Origin of the sequence: Klebsiella sp. KP20-425-1, assembly GCF_025813515.1 — a bacterium.
In the GTDB taxonomy this organism is placed as follows: Bacteria; Pseudomonadota; Gammaproteobacteria; order Enterobacterales; family Enterobacteriaceae; genus Klebsiella; species Klebsiella pneumoniae.
In genome coordinates this window covers 1,376,891-1,395,321 of record NZ_CP109614.1, presented here as the reverse complement: position 1 = coordinate 1,395,321, position 18,431 = coordinate 1,376,891, and the positions used below count along the sequence as shown (strand labels likewise).

Annotated in this window: 20 protein-coding genes; 3 read left to right on the top strand and 17 right to left on the bottom strand. The window is 60.1% G+C overall.

Going from position 1 to position 18,431, the window contains the following annotated elements; translation table 11 throughout:
* Positions 1–57: 57 nt before the first annotated feature.
* Genes cysA through cysP form a run of 4 tightly spaced genes read right to left on the bottom strand, consistent with a single transcriptional unit; the run spans position 58 to position 3,866 of the window.
* Complete coding sequence (gene cysA, locus OHJ17_RS06870) at positions 58–1,152, bottom strand: sulfate/thiosulfate ABC transporter ATP-binding protein CysA (RefSeq protein WP_002913623.1); 1,095 nt, start codon at positions 1,150–1,152, stop codon at positions 58–60.
* Positions 1,142–2,017, bottom strand: coding sequence for a sulfate/thiosulfate ABC transporter permease CysW (cysW, locus tag OHJ17_RS06865; protein WP_002913625.1), 876 nt, complete (start codon positions 2,015–2,017; stop codon positions 1,142–1,144). The genes cysA and cysW overlap by 11 nt, the downstream gene beginning before the upstream one ends.
* Positions 2,017–2,850 (bottom strand): sulfate/thiosulfate ABC transporter permease CysT, encoded by an 834-nt coding sequence (gene cysT, locus OHJ17_RS06860; protein ID WP_002913626.1) that lies wholly within the window; start codon positions 2,848–2,850, stop codon positions 2,017–2,019. The genes cysW and cysT overlap by 1 nt, the downstream gene beginning before the upstream one ends.
* A complete protein-coding gene (gene cysP / locus OHJ17_RS06855) occupies positions 2,850–3,866 on the bottom strand; it encodes a thiosulfate/sulfate ABC transporter substrate-binding protein CysP (RefSeq protein WP_002913628.1) in 1,017 nt (338 codons plus the stop codon). Before cysP ends, cysT begins: the two co-directional genes overlap by 1 nt.
* A gap of 200 nt (positions 3,867–4,066) precedes the next feature.
* Between cysP and OHJ17_RS06850 the strand changes: the two genes are divergently transcribed.
* Positions 4,067–4,351, top strand: coding sequence for an endonuclease domain-containing protein (locus OHJ17_RS06850; protein WP_349815783.1), 285 nt, complete (start codon positions 4,067–4,069; stop codon positions 4,349–4,351).
* 147 nt (positions 4,352–4,498) lie between these two features.
* On the opposite strand, the gene OHJ17_RS06845 is transcribed toward OHJ17_RS06850, so the two are convergent.
* The 4 genes from OHJ17_RS06845 to OHJ17_RS06830 all read right to left on the bottom strand — a co-directional run bounded on the left by OHJ17_RS06845 (position 4,499) and on the right by OHJ17_RS06830 (position 6,991).
* A complete protein-coding gene (locus OHJ17_RS06845) occupies positions 4,499–5,398 on the bottom strand; it encodes a Dyp-type peroxidase (protein ID WP_004145614.1) in 900 nt (299 codons plus the stop codon).
* 94 nt (positions 5,399–5,492) lie between these two features.
* Positions 5,493–6,068: an RpoE-regulated lipoprotein gene (locus tag OHJ17_RS06840; RefSeq protein ID WP_002913630.1), complete on the bottom strand. Its 576-nt coding sequence runs from the start codon at positions 6,066–6,068 to the stop codon at positions 5,493–5,495.
* A 61-nt stretch (positions 6,069–6,129) separates the two neighbouring features.
* Positions 6,130–6,579 carry a DUF2919 domain-containing protein gene (locus OHJ17_RS06835; protein ID WP_002913635.1) on the bottom strand — a complete coding sequence of 150 codons (450 nt, stop codon included), beginning with the start codon at positions 6,577–6,579 and terminating at the stop codon, positions 6,130–6,132.
* Complete coding sequence (locus OHJ17_RS06830) at positions 6,566–6,991, bottom strand: GNAT family acetyltransferase (protein WP_002913637.1); 426 nt, start codon at positions 6,989–6,991, stop codon at positions 6,566–6,568. The genes OHJ17_RS06835 and OHJ17_RS06830 overlap by 14 nt, the downstream gene beginning before the upstream one ends.
* A 211-nt stretch (positions 6,992–7,202) precedes the next feature.
* Here OHJ17_RS06830 and amiA point away from each other — a divergent pair, with 211 nt between their 5' ends.
* Together amiA and hemF are read left to right on the top strand one after the other, a co-directional pair.
* Positions 7,203–8,075 (top strand): N-acetylmuramoyl-L-alanine amidase AmiA, encoded by an 873-nt coding sequence (gene amiA, locus OHJ17_RS06825; RefSeq protein WP_002913639.1) that lies wholly within the window; start codon positions 7,203–7,205, stop codon positions 8,073–8,075.
* Positions 8,075–8,974 carry an oxygen-dependent coproporphyrinogen oxidase gene (gene hemF / locus OHJ17_RS06820; RefSeq protein WP_032433413.1) on the top strand — a complete coding sequence of 300 codons (900 nt, stop codon included), beginning with the start codon at positions 8,075–8,077 and terminating at the stop codon, positions 8,972–8,974. Before amiA ends, hemF begins: the two co-directional genes overlap by 1 nt.
* Before the next feature lie 43 nt (positions 8,975–9,017).
* Here the strand turns inward: hemF and eutR are convergent, their stop codons facing one another.
* The 9 genes from eutR to eutJ form a co-directional block, all read right to left on the bottom strand.
* On the bottom strand, positions 9,018–10,070 hold the full coding sequence (eutR, locus tag OHJ17_RS06815; protein ID WP_002913642.1) for an HTH-type transcriptional regulator EutR: 1,053 nt from the start codon (positions 10,068–10,070) through the stop codon (positions 9,018–9,020).
* A gap of 45 nt (positions 10,071–10,115) precedes the next feature.
* Positions 10,116–10,601, bottom strand: coding sequence for an ethanolamine utilization microcompartment protein EutK (gene eutK, locus OHJ17_RS06810; protein ID WP_004174907.1), 486 nt, complete (start codon positions 10,599–10,601; stop codon positions 10,116–10,118).
* Between the two features lie 11 nt (positions 10,602–10,612).
* A complete protein-coding gene (gene eutL / locus OHJ17_RS06805; protein WP_004174905.1) occupies positions 10,613–11,272 on the bottom strand; it encodes an ethanolamine utilization microcompartment protein EutL in 660 nt (219 codons plus the stop codon).
* A 9-nt stretch (positions 11,273–11,281) separates the two neighbouring features.
* Positions 11,282–12,181 carry an ethanolamine ammonia-lyase subunit EutC gene (gene eutC / locus OHJ17_RS06800; protein ID WP_004174901.1) on the bottom strand — a complete coding sequence of 300 codons (900 nt, stop codon included), beginning with the start codon at positions 12,179–12,181 and terminating at the stop codon, positions 11,282–11,284.
* Positions 12,182–12,201: 20 nt separating this feature from the next.
* Positions 12,202–13,563 carry an ethanolamine ammonia-lyase subunit alpha gene (gene eutB / locus OHJ17_RS06795; RefSeq protein ID WP_004152001.1) on the bottom strand — a complete coding sequence of 454 codons (1,362 nt, stop codon included), beginning with the start codon at positions 13,561–13,563 and terminating at the stop codon, positions 12,202–12,204.
* 11 nt (positions 13,564–13,574) lie between these two features.
* Complete coding sequence (gene eutA / locus OHJ17_RS06790) at positions 13,575–14,978, bottom strand: ethanolamine ammonia-lyase reactivating factor EutA (RefSeq protein ID WP_004213212.1); 1,404 nt, start codon at positions 14,976–14,978, stop codon at positions 13,575–13,577.
* Positions 14,975–16,207, bottom strand: coding sequence for an ethanolamine utilization protein EutH (gene eutH, locus OHJ17_RS06785; protein WP_004149260.1), 1,233 nt, complete (start codon positions 16,205–16,207; stop codon positions 14,975–14,977). Before eutH ends, eutA begins: the two co-directional genes overlap by 4 nt.
* 199 nt (positions 16,208–16,406) lie before the next feature.
* Positions 16,407–17,594, bottom strand: a complete 1,188-nt coding sequence (eutG, locus tag OHJ17_RS06780) for an ethanolamine utilization ethanol dehydrogenase EutG (RefSeq protein ID WP_032433414.1) — start codon at positions 17,592–17,594, stop codon at positions 16,407–16,409.
* The gene (gene eutJ, locus OHJ17_RS06775) at positions 17,584–18,423 is read right to left on the bottom strand and encodes an ethanolamine utilization protein EutJ (protein WP_004180842.1); all 840 of its coding nucleotides are present in this window, start codon (positions 18,421–18,423) and stop codon (positions 17,584–17,586) included. The genes eutG and eutJ overlap by 11 nt, the downstream gene beginning before the upstream one ends.
* Positions 18,424–18,431: the final 8 nt, after the last annotated feature.

Here is an 18,431-nt window from a genome sequence, read left to right as displayed (position 1 = left end):
TAATTCCAGACCGGGTAAGCAGAGCCTCACCCGGCAAAAGCACATTGATTTAAGCTATCAGGCCGACTCCGCCAGAGCAAGCTCGCCGCGCGGCTCGATACGCTCGGTACCGTTGTACAACCGCGCGTTTTGCAGCCCGACGAACAGCCGTTCGCCGCGGGACGGCGCCTCATCGCCCGTTAACACCACGCTCAGCGGTTCGTCATACCACCCCAGAGGCTGAACGACTAATTGGGTGTAGTGCCCTTTCGGACTGGCCTCCAGGACCTGCACCGGCAGCGGCGAATCCAGGCTGGTCCGCCGGCTGATGTCCACTTCCCATGGGCGCAGGAACAGGTCCACTGGCCCCTGGTATGCCGGGGTATAGCCTAACGGCCAGCGGTGGGCGCCGACGTGGAACTGTCCACCGCGGATGACACCCTGCAGGCGGTTCACTTCCCCCATAAACTCCAGCACGAAACGGGTAGACGGCTCACGCCATACGCGCTCCGGGGCATCGGCCTGTTCGATGTTGCCCTGGCTCATGACCACCACCCGGTCGGCAACTTCCATCGCCTCTTCCTGATCGTGGGTGACGAACACGCTGGTGAATTTCAGCTCTTCATGCAGCTGACGCAGCCAGCGGCGCAGCTCTTTACGCACCTGCGCATCCAGCGCACCGAAAGGTTCATCCAGCAGCAAAATTTGCGGCTCCACCGCCAGGGCGCGCGCCAGCGCCACGCGCTGCTTCTGGCCTCCGGACAGCTGCGCCGGATAGCGATCCGCCAGATGGGCCAGCTGCACCATCTCCAGCAGTTTGGTCACCTTGGCTTTAATCGCCGCCGCATTGGGGCGTTCGCGGCGCGGCAGCACGGTCAGGCCAAAGGCGATGTTATCGAACACCGTCATATGGCGGAACAGAGCATAGTGCTGGAAAACGAAGCCCACTTTACGGTCGCGAGCGTGCATCCGACTGACGTCGGTACCGTGGAAGCGGATATGACCGCTGGTCTGATGCTCCAGACCGGCGATAATTCGCAGCAGGGTGGTTTTTCCGGAGCCCGAGGGCCCCAGCAGCGCAACCATTTGTCCGGAAGGGATATCCAACGAGATATCATTCAGCACCTGGGTGCGACCAAACGATTTCTTAATATTGGCAATCTCAATGCTCATGATTTCCCTCCTGTTGCGCGCGTTCTTTCTGATTGGCCAGACGCCATTGCAACATACTCTTTAAAAACAGGGTCAGAATAGCCATTAACGTCAGCAGGGCGGCGGCGGTAAACGAGCCGACGGTGTTGTAATCCTGCTCCAGTAGTTCAATTTGCAGCGGCAGCGACAGCGTTTCGCCGCGGATCGAGCCGGAAACCACCGACACCGCGCCAAACTCGCCGATGGCGCGGGCGTTGGTCAGCACCACGCCGTACAGCAGCGCCCAGCGAATATTGGGCAACGTCACCCGGCGGAACATCTGCCAGCCGGACGCGCCCAGCAGCACCGCGGCCTCATCTTCATGACTGCCCTGACTCATCATCACCGGCACCAGCTCACGCACCACAAACGGACAGGTAACAAAGATGGTCGCCAGCACCATGCCCGGCCAGGCGAACATGATTTGCAGATTATGCGCGTCAAGCCAGCCGCCCAGCGGACCGTTAGAGCCGTAAAACAGCAGATACACCAGACCGGCCACCACCGGCGAGACGGCGAACGGGATATCCAGCAACGTCAGCAGCAGCTGGCGCCCCGGAAAGGTAAAACGTGTCACCAGCCAGGCCAGCAAGGTACCGAACACCAGGTTCACCGGTACGGTAATCAACGCAATCATCACCGTCAGCCAGATGGCATGCAGCATGTCCGGGTTCGCCAGGTTTTCCAGCACCGGCATCAATCCTTTGCTGAAGGCCTGGATAAAGATGTAGAGCATCGGCACCACAAGGATGAAGGCGGAGACCAGCATCCCGACGCCAATCAGAAACCATTTTCCCCAGTTGATACGGGGCGCGTCGTAGCGTTTCAATTGAGTAACTTCCGCCATTAGTGACCTACCACGCGTCGACCAAAGCGACTCTGCAGGGTATTGATGGAAAACAGCAGCAGCAGTGAGGCGGCCAGGATCACCGAGGCGATGGCGCTCGCCGCCGGATAGTCAAACTCCTGCAGACGAATAAAGATCATCAGCGACGTCACTTCCGTCTTCCACGCGATGTTGCCGGCGATAAAAATCACCGCGCCGAATTCGCCGAGGCTGCGGGTAAACGACAGAGCAATGCCCGCCAGCAGCGCCGGCGACAGCTCCGGCAGCACCACCTTGCGGAAACTCTGCCAGCGCGTGGCACCCAGCGTTTCCGCCGCTTCCTCATACTCGGGCCCCAACTCTTCCAGCACCGGCTGCACGGTGCGTACCACAAACGGGATGCTGGTGAAGGCCATCGCCACGGCGATGCCGAGCCAGGTATAGGTGACTTTAATATCGAACTTCGCCAGCCATTCCCCGTAAATACCGTTCACCGAAAACAGCGAGGCCAGGGTCAGACCGGCTACCGCCGTCGGCAGCGCAAACGGCAGGTCCATTAAGGCATCCAGCAGCGTGCGGCCCGGAAAACGATAGCGGGTCAGGATCCAGGCCATCAGCAGACCAAAGACGCCGTTAAAAATCGAGGCCACAAACGCCGACAGCAGCGTCACCTTATAGGCAGCCACCACCTGCGGGTTGGTGATCACATCCCAGTACTGCGCCCAACTCATCTGCGCCAGCTGCATCACCAACGCGCTGAGCGGTAATAACAAAATCAGACAGACAAACAGCAGGCTGGTGCCAAGGCTCAGGGTAAAACCCGGCAGCACGCGCTTGGACGACACAGCAAACATTACTTACGCCCCGCCGCCAGCAGTTTGTCCAGTTCGCCGCCGCTGGCGAAGTGGGTTTTCATCACCTCAGGCCAGGAGCCAAACTTATCTTCCACGCGGAACAGCTCGGTCTGTGGGAATTTATCCTTCAGAGCATCCATCACTTTCGGGTTGTTTACCCGATAGTAGTAGTCGGTAATGATAGTTTGGGCCTGTGGCGTATAGAGCCAGTTCAGGTAGGCTTTCGCCGCCTTTTCCGTGCCATTGGCTTTGACGTTTTTATCGACCCAGGCCACCGGGAACTCCGCCAGAATGTTGGTTTTCGGGATAACCACTTCAAATCCCTGCGCCTCATACTGCTTGCGAATATTGTTCACTTCCGATTCGAAGCTAATCAGCACATCGCCGAGGCCGCGCTCGGCGAAGGTGGTGGTCGCTCCGCGCCCGCCGGTGTCAAAGACTTCGACGTTCTTGAGAAACTGAGTCATAAACTGTTCGGTTTTAGCTTTATCGCCGCCATCGGCTTTATCCGCCGCGCCCCATGCCGCCAGGTAGGTGTATCGGGCGTTACCCGAGGTTTTCGGGTTCGGGAAGATCAGCTTGACGTCAGAGCGAACCAGGTCGTTCCAGTCATGAATGTTTTTCGGATTGCCTTTACGCACCAGGAAACCCATCGTCGAATAGAACGGTGAGCTGTTGTTCGGCAGACGGCTTTGCCAGTCGGCCGGGATCAGGTTGCCTTTGTCATGCAGGATCTGCACGTCCGTCACCTGGTTGTAGGTGACCACGTCCGCCTTCAGGCCCTGCAAAATAGCCAGCGCCTGCTTGGATGAACCGGCATGCGACTGCTTGATGGTCAGCTTGTCCCCGCCATTGTCTTTCGCCCACTGCTGCTCAAAAGGCGGGTTAAGGGCGGCAAACAGCTCGCGGGAGACATCATAGGAGCTGTTCAGCAGCTCCGTCGCCTGCGCCTGCGCCACCAGCAGCATGGAAGCCGCCAGCGCCAGATATCCTTTTTTCAGTGATTTAACGGCCATTGCGCACCCTTATCAACGTTGAACATTTTCTGATGATCATCATATTTATAACGGGTACGAAAGGAGTAACGGTTTTATATACCGTTTGGCGATTTGGAAGTCGAAAAGGGAATAAGCAACTGGCAAAGCTTAGCTGAAAGCGGCTCGCAGATTAGACGGGTCATTGTGACAAACGGCAGCCAGGCGTGCACTGTGTTTATATGAAAAACACACAGATATTTGCTCGTCAGCTCAGACGTAGCTTAACGCCCGCAGAACGTCGACCAGGGTACTTACTGGGCAACCGCCGTTTTGCTAGCGACACGTTTCGCCGTCAGCACCCCGTTGGCCCCTATATTCTCGATTTCGCCTGCTGCGCAATACGGCTGGCGATTGGACTGGACGGCGGCCAACACGATGACGCCGCACCCTCTGGCAACAGAGCGAGGGATGGCGAGTTTTACGCTTCTGGAATAATGAGTTTGAAGAGCATGGTGATGCGGTGATGGAGGGGATACTTGAAGCGCCTGAGTCGCCTCCCCCCTCCCCTCTGACTGAGGGAGAGGGAGTAAAAGAATCCGCACGCAGATTCCATAGCCGCACCTTACCGTCCCCTCTCCCCTTTGGGGAGAGGGTTAGGGTGAGGGGAAAAATTACAGCGCCTGGATACGCTCCAGCGACGGCGCGAAGTAATACCCGCCGGTCACCGGTTTGGTGAAGCGCAGCATCGCGTCGCGTTTACCGTCGGTATCGCCAAACATGCTCAGCAGCTGCTGCTCGATGTTATACAGGCGCGCGCAGTAGGCGCAGAAATAGAGGCCATGGGTGCCGCTGGCGGTGCCGTACGGCAGGCTCTGACGGACGATTTTCAACCCTTTGCCATCTTCTTTTAAGTCCACGCGGCTCAGGTGCGACGTGACCGGACGTTCATCGCCATCGATCTCTTCGTTAGCGTCTTTAGTACGGCCGATCATCATCTCCTGATCCGGCACGCTCATGCGGTTCAGCTGTTTGAGATTATGCTCCCAGCGCTGGACGAACACGTAGCTGCCGCCCGCATCCACGCCGTCTTTAATGACCGCCACTTCGCGGCGGGTTTCTTCCCCCGCCGGGTTTTCGGTGCCATCGACGAAGCCGCTGAGGTCACGCTCTTCCACCCAGCGGAAGCCGTGGATCTCTTCTTTCACGTCGATAGCGTCGCCAAAGGCGGCCAGCGCGGCCTGCGCCACCGAGAAGTTAACTTCATGACGGGCGGATAAAATATGAATCAGCAGGTCATACTGGGTGGACGGCGCCAGCCCTTTGCCATAGACCGGGAAATCTTTTAACTCATCCGCCCCTTCGCCGCCGCTCAGCTGACGCCAGACGTTATTGCCGAACGCCACCACCGCACCGAGTTTGGCGTCGGGGAATTTAGCCTGGAAGGTGGCCACGTTATCGACAAAAATTTTGCTCGCTTCGCGTAGGGCGTTAACGTCCCCTTTGAGATTGGCTTCAATCCAAATCGCCGCGCGGCAATGTTCCGGCAAAATGCCGCTCTGAACCTGAGACATCGCTCCTCCTGAAATGATGCAACCACAACGCTGTCGCGTTGCTAACGCGCCATTGTAACCGTTTTTCAGAGCTGTCGTGTCTCTTCAGATCAATTTAGCGACGCCAGATAATCTTGCTGACCTTCCAGTTTTTCAGCGTATCGTCGGAGGGCATCAGCTCGTCCGGACCGCTCCAGTGGCCAGTGAAGGCATAGCTGATATGCTGGCTCCCCTCGGCCTGACACTCGACGACCGCCCCGTTGTCATGGCTGCCTTTCTGGCAGTTGCCGAAGGCTTTGCTGTACAGGTCGCTAAACGGTGTGCCGATTTTCACGCCGCTGGCGGTTTTGATATCCGCATCACGCACGTCAATCCGGCTGATAGCACCGTTGTCGCCATTGATGGTCAGCGCCACGCTGTTGTTTTTCAGCGCTTCAAAGTAGTGGACGATATTGCCCTTATCGGTCTTCATTCCGCTGCGTAAACGGTAGTCGCTGCCCAGCGCATCGCTAATCGCCTGTTCATTGAGCGGCGTGGAAGCCGTCAGTTTACCCACTCCCTGCTCGGTCACCTCGGTGGAAGCGCCAAACCAGTTCCACGGATAGGCCGCCGACCAGTTGACTGCGCTCATCGTGGAGCAGCCGGTCAGCGCCAGCGGAAGTGCACAGAGCATTACACGTAGCGATTTCATATCTCAATCCTTTCTGAGTCATTCAACGCATGTTGGAGTTCACGATCGGCAAAAAGTGCCATTAAAAGGTGGTCTGGTGAAAACAGGCGCCCAGGCGACGGCTGGTTAACAGCCACCACAGGGCATAGCCATCCGCGACCAGCAGCGCAATGGTCAACGAGGAGGGAGATTCGCCGCTCAGCCATAGCATCGGCTGCCACAGCAACAGCAGCACTTGCGATAGCACCAGCAGCCAGCGCATCGCCCGCCACAGGCGCGGCAGGCGCTGACGATAGCCGCTAAGCAGAAAGGCCAGCACCGCCGGCACGCCTGGCAGTAAACCAAGCCAGAAGCGCTCGTGATCGGGATAGAACAGATTAAGAATCGCGTCGCCCTGCTGGCGCGATGCGCCGGCCATCAAAAACAGCACCCACGTGCGGGCCTGCAACAACAGCACGCACCAGAAAAGCAAAGGCAGGCGCAGACGGCCATGGGCATCAAAATCGGCGGGGATAAACTCAGTATTCTTCATCTTCGATCAGGCGCTTGCCCAGGGTCAGGACATCGGCGTACTCATAGCCCAACCGCTCGTACATTCCCTGCACCACGTCGTTGTCTTCACGGACCATAATGTTGATTTTCGGGCAGCCGCGGGCAATCAGCTTTTTCTCCAGACGGTTGAGCAGCGCGTTCGCGATACCCCGGCCGCGATATTCCGGATGGACGCCGAGATAATAGGCCGATCCGCGATGACCGTCATATCCGCCCATCACTGTGCCGACCACTTCGCCATTCACTTCCGCCACCAGAAACAGGCTGACGTCGTGATTCAGCTTGCGCTCAATATCCATCTCCGGATCGTTCCACGGGCGCAGCAGATCGCAGCGCTCCCACAGCGTCACAACCTCTTCGAAATCCTGCTGGCGAAAAACGCGAATCTCCATGGTATTCCCCACCATTGACGGTTAAAAACAGTGATTATGGCGCGAATATAACTGATAGCCAATATCAGGCGAAATCAGCGACAAAAAATGGCATAATATGACTTTGTCATGTATTGAAATGAAAAGTAAAACAATTCTTATTTTGAATGGTCGTAACGGCAAACGCGATACGATATAACATTGGACATCACTTGTTTACAATTCAGGCCGAATGAGCACTTTTAAACCCTTAAAAATACTTGCTTCGCGCCGTCAGGTGCTGAAAGCCGGGCTGGCTGCGATGACGCTGAGCGGCGTCGCCTCACAGGTCAGCGCAAAAGAACAGCCACTGAAAACGTCAAATGGACATAGCAAACCCGCCGCCAAAAAGGCCGGGGGTCGCCGGATTGTAATGTTAGATCCGGGCCACGGCGGCATCGATACCGGCGCTATCGGCCATAACGGCTCGAAAGAGAAGCATGTGGTGTTGGCGATCGCTAAGAACGTGCGCAGCATTTTGCGCAGCAACGGCATCGACGCCCGCCTGACCCGCACCGGCGATACCTTTATCCCGCTGTACGACCGCGTGGAGATCGCCCATCAGCACGGCGCCGATCTGTTTATGTCAATCCACGCCGATGGTTTTACCAACCCGAGCGCCGCCGGCGCCTCGGTGTTCGCCCTGTCAAACCGCGGCGCCAGTAGCGCCATGGCGAAATACCTCTCCGATCGCGAAAACCGCGCCGATGAGGTCGCCGGTAAGAAAGCGACGGATAAAGACCATCTGCTGCAGCAGGTACTGTTCGATCTGGTGCAGACCGACACCATCAAAAACAGCCTGACGCTGGGCTCGCATATCCTGAAAAAGATCAAGCCGGTACATAAGCTGCACAGCCGCAATACCGAGCAGGCGGCGTTCGTGGTGCTGAAGTCACCATCCATACCGTCTGTGCTGGTGGAAACCTCGTTTATCACCAACCCGAACGAGGAGAAACTGCTCGGCACCACCGCCTTCCGGCAGAAAATCGCCACCGCGATTGCCAACGGCATTATCAGCTATTTCCACTGGTTCGATAACCAGAAAGCCCATTCGAAGAGACGTTAATGAAACCCGATGCCGCGCAGGTAAAAACTTTTCTGCTCCAGCTCCAGGACAACCTCTGTCAGCAGCTGAGCGCCGTGGATGGCGCGCCGTTTATTGAAGATGCCTGGCAGCGGGAAGGCGGTGGCGGCGGACGCAGCCGGGTGCTGCGCGAAGGCCGGGTGTTCGAGCAGGCGGGGGTCAACTTTTCCCACGTCCATGGCGACGCCATGCCTGCCTCCGCCACCGCGCACCGCCCGGAGCTGGCCGGACGCAGTTTTGAAGCCATGGGCGTCTCGCTGGTGGTTCATCCGCTGAACCCCTACGTGCCCACCAGCCATGCCAACGTGCGGTTCTTTATTGCCGAAAAGCCTGGCGCCGACCCGGTGTGGTGGTTCGGCGGCGGCTTTGATTTAACCCCTTACTACGGCTTTGAAGAGGATGCCGTCCACTGGCATCGTACCGCCCGCGATCTGTGTCTGCCGTTCGGCGAGGAAGTCTATCCGCGCTATAAAAAATGGTGCGATGATTACTTCTATCTCAAGCACCGCCAGGAGCAGCGCGGCATCGGCGGTCTGTTCTTTGACGACCTGAACACCCCGGATTTTGACCACTGCTTCGCCTTTATGCAGGCGGTCGGGAACGGCTATGCTGACGCCTATTTACCTATCGTCGAACGCCGGAATGCCACGCCGTACGGCGAACGCGAGCGCCACTTTCAACTCTACCGTCGCGGCCGCTATGTCGAGTTCAATCTGGTCTGGGACCGCGGCACCCTGTTCGGTCTGCAGACCGGCGGGCGTACGGAGTCGATTCTGATGTCGATGCCACCGCTGGTGCGCTGGGAATATGATTATCAGCCCGAGCCCGGCAGCCCCGAGGCGGCGCTGAGCGAGTTTATTCAGGTGCGCGACTGGCTGTAACGGCCGGATGGCGGCTGGCCACCCGGTAGCGGAGTCTCTTCCCTCACACCCACTGGCGCAGGCGATGGTGCAGCGTCATCGACGGTTTCTCAGCAAACAGCTGCTGATAGTCGGTGGCGAACTGCCCCAAATGCCAGAATCCCCACTGCATGGCCGCCTCCTTGACCGTCTCGCGCTCTGACCAGGGGCTTATCAGCTCCCGACGCACGGCGTTCAGGCGGATCCGTTTGAGCCAGGCGTTAGGACCAATCCCCAGTATTGCATGGAAGGCGTTTTGCAAGGTGCGACGGCTGACGTACAGCTGCTGGCACAGATCGAGAACGGTTAACGGCTCCGCGCTGTTTTCCAGCACATATTCGCGCGCCTGCGCCAGCAGGCGGCGGTAGCTCTGGTGGCTGACGCTCTCTGCACTTACCATCGGCTGCGCTTCTTCCAGCATCGTGCCCATCGCCAGCAACAGATTATCCCGCAGGACTTTACGCACGGCCGGCTGATGAAGGGTATCCGGATGCTCGCTAAAGGTGGCCAGCGCCTGCTGGACAAACCCCCACAGCGCGGCCTTATGCGGCTCGCGGACCGCCAGCGCTGACTGGTTGCGTAGCATATGTAGCACCCGTTCCGGGTGGTGCAGGAAACTGGCGTGACGCGCAATCACCTCCTGCGAAATCACTACCCCGAGAATGGTGTAATCATCCGGCGTGCTGAGCTCGAACTCCGTACCGCCGGGACGGGTGGCGATTTCTGCCCGGCCCAGACACTGCGAGCCGATAAAACCTTGTTCTCCCCGGGTCGCCGGAATGCCAAACCAGAAGGAGTTCGGCCAGACCAGGCAGGACTGGCGCAGCGCCAGCCCGGTATATTCGCGGAAGACCTGGATCTCATCGAGCAGGATTTCGGTAAATTCGCCGCGAAACTGCCCCGGATGCAGCTGATCGTAGATCTGTTGCCAGGCGGTAATGGTCAGGGCGTGCTCATACACATCGGTTGTGTGTCGTTGATGAATATTGTCAATTTCAACCTGAGGCGTCAGCCTGGTGTCTTCCGGCAACGCCTCGCAACAGAGATGGTGCAAATTTGCAGAACGACGCTTTTTCATAATCGTTAAAGCCGGGGGCAAGCCGCTCCCGGCACCTCCGACAGGTTATGGATTTTTGAGACGATAGCGGCTACTGCGTTTTCGTAGCGTCCCTGCGGAAAAGAGCTGCTCCAGCGCCTGGCGGGCCTTATCCAGCGGCCAGGCAAAATGCGCGGCGACCTCGCCGGCCGTCATGCCCTGACGAACTGAAGCCAGCAGCGTCAGTAAGGCTTCCGATGAAGCCGGGTCAGCAGGCGGCATGGGCGCTGGCGGCGGTGGCTGAAAACCGCCGATCAGCCGCTGGGTATCCTCTTCCGGGCGGCCAATTTCCCGACGGCTGATCACGCAGCCGGTCCGCCGGGCAGCGGCGGCCCCGGCATCCAGCGCGGCGCGGCAGGCCGCCAGGTCGCCCTCCACCACCAGCGTTAACCTGCCCGGGTCGAGCACTTCATGACTAAGCAGGCGCACATTGGCCGCCTTAAGCATGGCATCCGCAGCGTCTATAGCCGCGACCATGCCCTCCACTTCGAGCAATCCCAGCGCATTGATCATCGCTCCCTCCATTACGCACGCTGTACAGGATGACGGGCAATATCGAGAACGGCATCGGTAAAGGCATTGCAGGCGGCTTTACAGGCGGCCTGGCTTCCCGTCAAAAAGGCGGCCGAATAGTTGGTTTCCGATGGCGGCGGGACGTAGGTCACCAGCTGAACGTCGGCCGACTTCATCGCCGCATCGATACCAAACGTCGCCTCCAGCGGCGGCGCCACCAGATAAGCGATCGGATCGCCCAACGCGATGCCAGCGGCCGATGAAAGATAAGAGCCGGTACGCGACACCACGTGCGCCAGAAAGGCGGTATCTTGCGCGTCGTTAGCCCACTGGAATGCCGCCCCACCTTCAATATGCGCCATCATGGCATCCAGCCCGGCGCGAACTTCCGCCGGGTTCGGGCCGCCAAGCATGATCAGTACTTCGCCGGCGGTAGGCGACGGACCATGGGCCGCGCCGGCGTAGAGGGAGCGGCCATAGACCACCTCCACCATCGCCTGCTTTGTCGCTTCGTCGGCGGCAATATACGTCACATCGTCAGAATCTGCCGTGATGAGTCCGAGGCTACGTATATGCGACGGTAATTTAAGCTCGCGCGCGAAACCGTCATTCACCGAGGCAATCACGCGCATCGCGGTAACCGAGGGTCGAATCAAATCTAATGCTGGCATGATGCCTCCTTAACGGCTCATGTTGATGCCGGAGGCTTTCTGCTCCAGCATGCGTTTGGCTAAATCCACGATCACCGCGGCGGCTTCTACCGGCGGGGTGCCGCCCTGGTGGATATTGGAGATACAGGTCCGGTCGGCCTCGACGGTGGTCGCCACCCGCGGGGAGTACACCGCGTAGCAGGAGAGGCTCTCCGACTGGCCGAGCCCCGGGCGCTCGCCAACCAGCAGGATCACCACCTTCGCGCCGAGGATCTCGCCGATCTGATCTTCAATCTTGACGCGGCCATAGCGCACGAAGAACGGCGTCCCGACCTTCAGACCCGCCTGTTTCAGGCCGGCAAGCAGCGGCGGCAGGATCTCTTCGTAGTTGGCGGTGATGGCATCCGTCGACAGGCCATCGGACACCACCACCTGCACATCCGGATCCATCACGCACTGCGCCTTCAGCGCATCAATCGCTTCCGGACTGAGGCGACGGCCCATATCCGGACGCGTCAGGTAGAGGTTCTTATCGCTAATCTCGGAACGCACTTCCAGCAGCCCCTGCGCTTTCACCCACGCTTCCGGCACCTCTTTGAGCACCGTGTCTTTCGAGCGCGAGTGATCGGCCAGGAAGCGCAGCAGCGCCTGAGTGCGCGGACGCGGGCCGGCGCGGCCGGTGCAAACGCGCGCCGCGGTACTGCGTTTCAGTTCAGTCAGTACTTCGGCGCGGTGCGGATGTTGTACGCCAATCCAGGCTTTCGCTTCCGCTGAGCCCAGGTCCAGCGCGCAGCTTTCCACCACCGCTTCGCTGGCGCAGGCGGCATGGCAGGCCGGTGTCGACGCTGCGGGGGCCTGCGGCTGCGACTGTGGTTGTCCCATTGACGCCATTACGCTGCGTACAATGTCTTCAATCTGTTTTTGATCCATGATGTGTCATCCCCGCGTCATCAGAAGAACAGTGACGGATCGCCCGCCCGTTTGGTCAGGCGACCATTTGCCATAATGCCCATCGTTTCCAGCCAGCGTTCAAACTCCGGCGACGGCCGCAGGCCCAGCAGCTGGCGCACGGTCGCGGTATCGTGGAAGGCGGTGGTCTGGTAGTTGAGCATGATGTCGTCGCCGAGCGGCATGCCCATGATGTAGTTGCAGCCTGCGGTCGCCAGCAGGATCATCAGGTTTTCGTTGAGGTTCTGGTCGGCATCGGCATGGTTGGTATAGCAGCAGTCGCAGCCCATTGAGATGCCGCTCAGCTTGCCCATAAAGTGGTCTTCCAGTCCGGCGCGAATGATTTGCCGGTCGTTATAGAGATACTCCGGCCCGATAAAGCCCACCACGGTGTTGACGAGGAACGGATCGTAGTGCCGCGCCAGGCCATAGTTACGCGCTTCCATGGTCACCTGGTCGGCGCCGAAGTTAGCGCCAGCGGAAAGCGCCGAGCCCTGCCCGGTTTCAAAGTAAAGACAGTTCTCCCCGGCGATGCGGTTAAACTCCGCCCCCACCGCCCGCGCTTCATCGAGCATCGCCAGCTCGACGCCGAACTCTTTAAGCCCTTTTTCACTGCCGCAGATGCTCTGGAAGATAAGCCCCCCCGGCGCGCCGCGGCGGATGGCTTCAATCTGGGTAGTGACGTGCGCCAGCACGCAGCCCTGGGTCGGGATGTTAAACTTGTCGATCACCCCGTACACCGTATCCAGCACCCGGCTCAGGTTCTCCACGTCGTCAGTGACCGGGTTGACGCCAATCACCGCGTCGCCCGCGCCGAAGGAGAGCCCTTCATAGATTTGCGCGGCAATACTCTGCACGTCGTCGCGGGTATCGTTCGGCTGCAGGCGGCAGCTAAAGGTCCCCGGCAGACCGATGGTGGTATTGGCTTTTTTGATCACCGGCATTTTTTTACCGCCGTAGATCAGATCGGCGTTGGAGCAGATCTTGGCCACCGCAGCCACCACCTCGGAGGTCAGCCCTTTGCGGACAAAGGCGATATCGTCGCTGGTGACCTCGTCGTTGAGCACGTATTCCCGCAGGTCGCTGATGGTCCAGTGTTTAATCCGCTGATAGGCGGTTTCGTTCACGTCATCCTGGATCAGGCGCGTAACGCAGTCCTCCTCATACGGGATCACCGGGTTATTACGGATATCGGCCACCGTCATATCGGAGAGCACCTGCTTGGCGGCCACGCGCTGCTGCGAACTCTCCGCCGCTACCCCCGCCAGCACATCCCCCGAACGCAGTTCGTTGGCTTTCGCCAGCACCTCTTTTACATCCTTAAACTGATAAACATTGCCGAACAATGTGGTCTTTAGTTTCATAAGTCGTTCCCTCAGGAAGGAAATGCGAGTGATTTCACCGTCACCGGCACAACCGATCCGCCAAAAAGAGGCGTACCAATGTCGATATAGTCTCCCGCCCGGATGCTCACCTCATCGATGACCGCCAGCGGAAGGTGTGGAAGCTGTGGCCGCAGCAGCATGCCCAGCGCTTTGCCAAAATCCTGCTCGGCCACCAGCAGCAGCGGACGGGGATTGGGAAAGCGGGCGACAAACGCCAGCAGGGCGTCAATTACGGTCAGTAAGGTGGCGTAGCGCACCGGAAGTGAAGCGGGAAGCGCCAGCACGTAAGCGTCCGCCTCGGGAGCCAGATCGAGCTGCGTCAGCGCCTGGAGCCAGGCGTTCGGCAGATCGGCGGCATCCTGCGGGATAGCCACCGGCAGATTGCGCAGCGGCAATGGAACCCCCTCCAGCCAGATGGTGCTCCCGGACAGGGACAGCGTATGCGCCCCGGCGCCAATCACCGTGGCGCGCACGGTTTGCGCCGGGAACTGCACGTTCATCTCACGCAGGCGCGGATGCTCGTGCAGGGCCGTGGCCAGCAGCGGCCCGATATCGGAAAAACAGAAAGGATCGGCGGGCTGATGGCGGTAGCACTCCCCCACTCCGCCGGAAAGGGTAATCACCTCCGGCTGAATACCCGCAGGCAGTACTTCGGTTTGCATCAGCCCCTGCGCCAGCGGTGAGAGGGTGCCGTCGATCACCTCGACGATCAGCGCCGCCATCCGGCGCGCCACCTGCGCCAGCTGCCCGGCGGTCAGCGCCAGGGCGTTAGTGCCGGCGCCAAACAGCGCATCGACAATCCGCTGCCCCGGCGGGTGCGCGTGGACCACGCGCCCCTGAGCGTCGGTTTCCAGCAGGCGGCCGCCGACGTTGAGGCAGGCGGTGGCGCTGACGTTTCCGGCGTCAAACAGGGCATAGTTCGAGGTACCGCCGCCAATATCGATATTGAGCACCCGGCACATCCGCTGCCGGGACAGGGTCTGCGCCCCGGCGCCGTGTCCGGCAATGACCGACTCCAGATGCGGCCCGGCGCTGGCGACGACAAAATCGCCCAGCGACTGCGAGAGCGCCATCACCGCCGGGCGGGCATTGCGGGTTTTCGCGCTTTCGCCGGTGATGATGATCGCCCCGGAATCCACCGCTTGTGGAGCGATCCCTGCGGCCCGGTACTGAGCCAGAATCAGCGCCTCAAGCTCGGCCTCTTTCAGTTCTCCCTGCTTATCAACCGGCGTAAAGAAGACCGGGCTTTGCCAGCTAATGTCGCGTTTGATGAATTCATAACGCGGCACCTGGGAAACCGCCGCGCGGTTCACCAGCTCCAGGCGCGAGAAGATCACCTGCGTGGTGGTGGTGCCGATATCAATACCGACGCTCAACAGCTGGCGCGTGTTCACGAGTGCGCCTCCGCTTCGTTGTTGGCAGGCGCCGGTACGTTTTCATCTTTTGGCACCAGCAGCATCGCCACGCCAATCGCGGTAACGCCGCCGACCAGCTTGCCGACAATCATCGGAAAGATCATGGCGTTCATATTGGCCGCCGCAAAACCGAGATGGTCGCCGAGGGCGAACGCCGCTGACACCGAGAAGGCGCAGTTGATCACTTTTCCGCGGGTATCCATCTGCTTCATCATGCCGAACATCGGAATATTGTTCGCCAGGGTAGCGACCATGCCGCCGGCAGCCATATTGTTGATTTTTAGCAGATTACCAACGCGCATCAGCGGCTTTTCAAACCAGCGGGTCAGCAGGAGCACCATCGGATAAGCGCCGAGCAGCACGCAGGAGATAGAGCCAATGACTTCGATGGCGCGCATCACTTCGCCGGGCTGGTCGCCAGGCGCCATAAAGATCGGATCGAGCCCGGGGATCAGCTCCCAGCCGAGCAGGAACTTGATCACCGCCGCCGCCAGGCCGATGGTGATCAGCGCCACGAGGAATTTGGCGAAGATCTGGAAGCCGTTGATCATTTTTTCCGGAATAAACTTCAGCCCCAGCGCCACCAGCACGGCGACGATGATCACCGGGATCATATTCATCAGGATCAGCGCGAAGGTAAACTCTACCGGCTGGCCGTTGATCTCCACCCCGGAATACATCGCCACCAGACCGCCGGCGATACAGCCGATGGGAATGGTGACAATGCCCGCCAGCACGCCGAGCGCCAGCCAGCGGCGATCGGTTGGTTCGATAATGCCGAGCGCCACCGGAATGGAGAACACAATGGTCGGACCCATCATAGAGCCGAGGATCAGGCCTGAGTACATCCAGGCCGCCACGTCGCCGCCCGCGAGTTCTTTAGCGAGGAAGAAACCGCCCATGTCGCACGCCAGCAGCGTGCCGGCGAACATCGACGGGTTGGCGCCGAGCATCTCATACAGCGGAATAATCACCGGACCAAGCAGATGAGCCAGCACTGGCGCCAGGGCGGTCATCCCGACCATCGCCAGGCCCAGCGCGCCCATCGCCATAAACCCTTCTTCAAACTGACCGCCGGATCCCTCAATGCTTTTCCCCAGTTTGCCGAGAAAGCGCGCCGAGCCGCCGAACTGCGACAGGATCCTGTCCACGGCGGCAATCAGCATAAAGAACATCATGATGTACATGATGATTTCGTTAATTCCCATAGCCCTTACTCCCTGTCATTTATGATTTGTAGATACTGTGAATACCGGGACATTAGCCGCACTCAGGCGACTTTCCCGGGCCGCGGCGTGAACGCCTTACCCGGGCTACGGCATAGCAGACGGCTGTGATCCTGTAGCCCGGCTAAGCGCAGCACGAGCCGGGAAAGCCACAGCCACACGCCTCCGGGAAAATCGGCATTTATCGCGCCGCCGCGTACAGCTCGATAATCTGCTCCCGGCTGGCGGTGCGTGGATTGGTGCGCAAACAGATGTCCTCCTGCGCCGCTTGCGCCCAGGCGGCGTAGTGCGCGGACGTCGCGCCAGCCTCCGTCAGCCGCATCGTCAGACCGACCTCGGCGATCAGCTCGCGCACGGCGGCGATAGCCTCGCGGTCATCGGTTTTCTTGCCGGTTAACGCCCGGCTGATCTGGCTGAAGCGCGCCCGGCGCACCATGCGGTTAAACTCCATCACCGTTGGCAGCAGCATGGCGTTGGCCAGACCGTGCGGAATATGCAGCGCCGCCCCCGGCTGATGCGCCATGGCATGGCATAGCCCCAGCCCGGCGCTGGAAAACGCCATCCCCGCCATGCAGGAAGCCAGCAGCATGTTCTCCCGCGCCGCCAGATCCTGACCGCAGCCCACCGCTTTCGGCAGCGCCTCGCCGATCATGGCTATCGCCCCCATCGCCAGACTGTCGGTAAACGGCGTGGCGTGGCGGGCGCTGTAGGCCTCGACGGCGTGGGTCAGCGCATCAATCCCGGTCATTGCCGTGATATGCGGCGGGACGCCCTCGGTCAGCGCGGCGTCGAGGATCGCCACATCCGGCATCAGCGAGGCATGCGCCAGCACCTGTTTGCGTCCACTCACCGCATCGATAATCACCGTTACATTGGTGGTTTCAGACCCGGTGCCAGCGGTGGTCGGCACCGCGATCAGCGGCAGACGTGGACGCAACTCGCTGTGCTCCGTCATCTCCCCCAGCGTCTGCTCAGGATTGGCGACCAGCAGCGCCACCGCCTTCGCCGCATCCAGTACCGATCCACCGCCAAAGGCCACCACGCCGTCGCAGCGCGCGTCCCGCAGCTGGGCGACGGCGGCGCAGACATCGGTGACGCAGGGTTCGCCGGCGGGACAGGGCCAGAGAGTCATAGCAATCCCTTTCATCGCCAGGCTACGCTCCAGCCCGGCGGTCATTCCCGCCTGATGGAGAAAACTGTCAACCATGACAAACAGATGCCTAAGGCCCCGGGACTGCGCTTGCGGACCGCAGGCCGCCAGCGCGCCGACGCCGTGCAGCGTCACCGGCGGAACGTTGAAGCTTTTCATTTGCTGAAGATTCAGCGTATCAAAGGCATTGAACAGCGCCGTCTGCAGTTCAGCTTGCATACATCCCCTCCGCTTTTTCCCTCCCGCTGTTGGCGATTGCCAGCGGGGTCATAAACAGGCTGTGCTGCGGCAAATGCACCGGTAATGCCGGGAAGCGCTGACGAAACAGCTCATGCACGCCCGGCTGCATACAGGCGCCGCCTGCCAGCCACAAATCGACAATCCCTTGTCCGGCAATATGTCGGGCGACAATTTCGGCCATCTTCTCGTACACCGGCTTAACCACCGGCCAGATCTCCCCGGCGTGGCTGCGCTTGTACTGCTCCGCCTCCTCAAGCCCGATGCCGCGATTCCCGGCCAGAGTCAGGGAGATATGGTGGCCGCCGGTGGCTTCATCCGCCGAATACGTCACCCTGCCCTGTTTAACGATGGCGATCCCGGTGGTGCCGCCGCCGATATCCACCACCCCGGCGTTATCGAGCTGCAGCAGATCGGCCACCGCGGTAGGCTCATCCAGCACATGACTGATCTCCAGCCCGGCGGACTCCAGGACATTGATCGAAATGCGCGGATCGGTACCGGGCGGAAACGAGGTCGCCGCATGGGTGAAGCGGCAGCCCAGCTGCTGCTCGAGAGTCGCAAGATGTCGGCGCACGAGGGTGACGGCGCCAAAGAAATCCCAGACGATGCCGTCGCGCACCACGTCGGCCCAGTCAAGGCATACCGCAACCGGCTGGCCGTCACGGTCAACCACCATCGACACCACGTCGCAGGTGCCCAAATCGATGCCCAGCCACAGCGGCGACTCGCTGGCGGCGGGCGCCTGGTTACACAGGGCAGCGGCTTTTTGTAGTCTCGGCGAAAGCCAGCGTTGTTCGTCGTGCGCCATGTTCATCC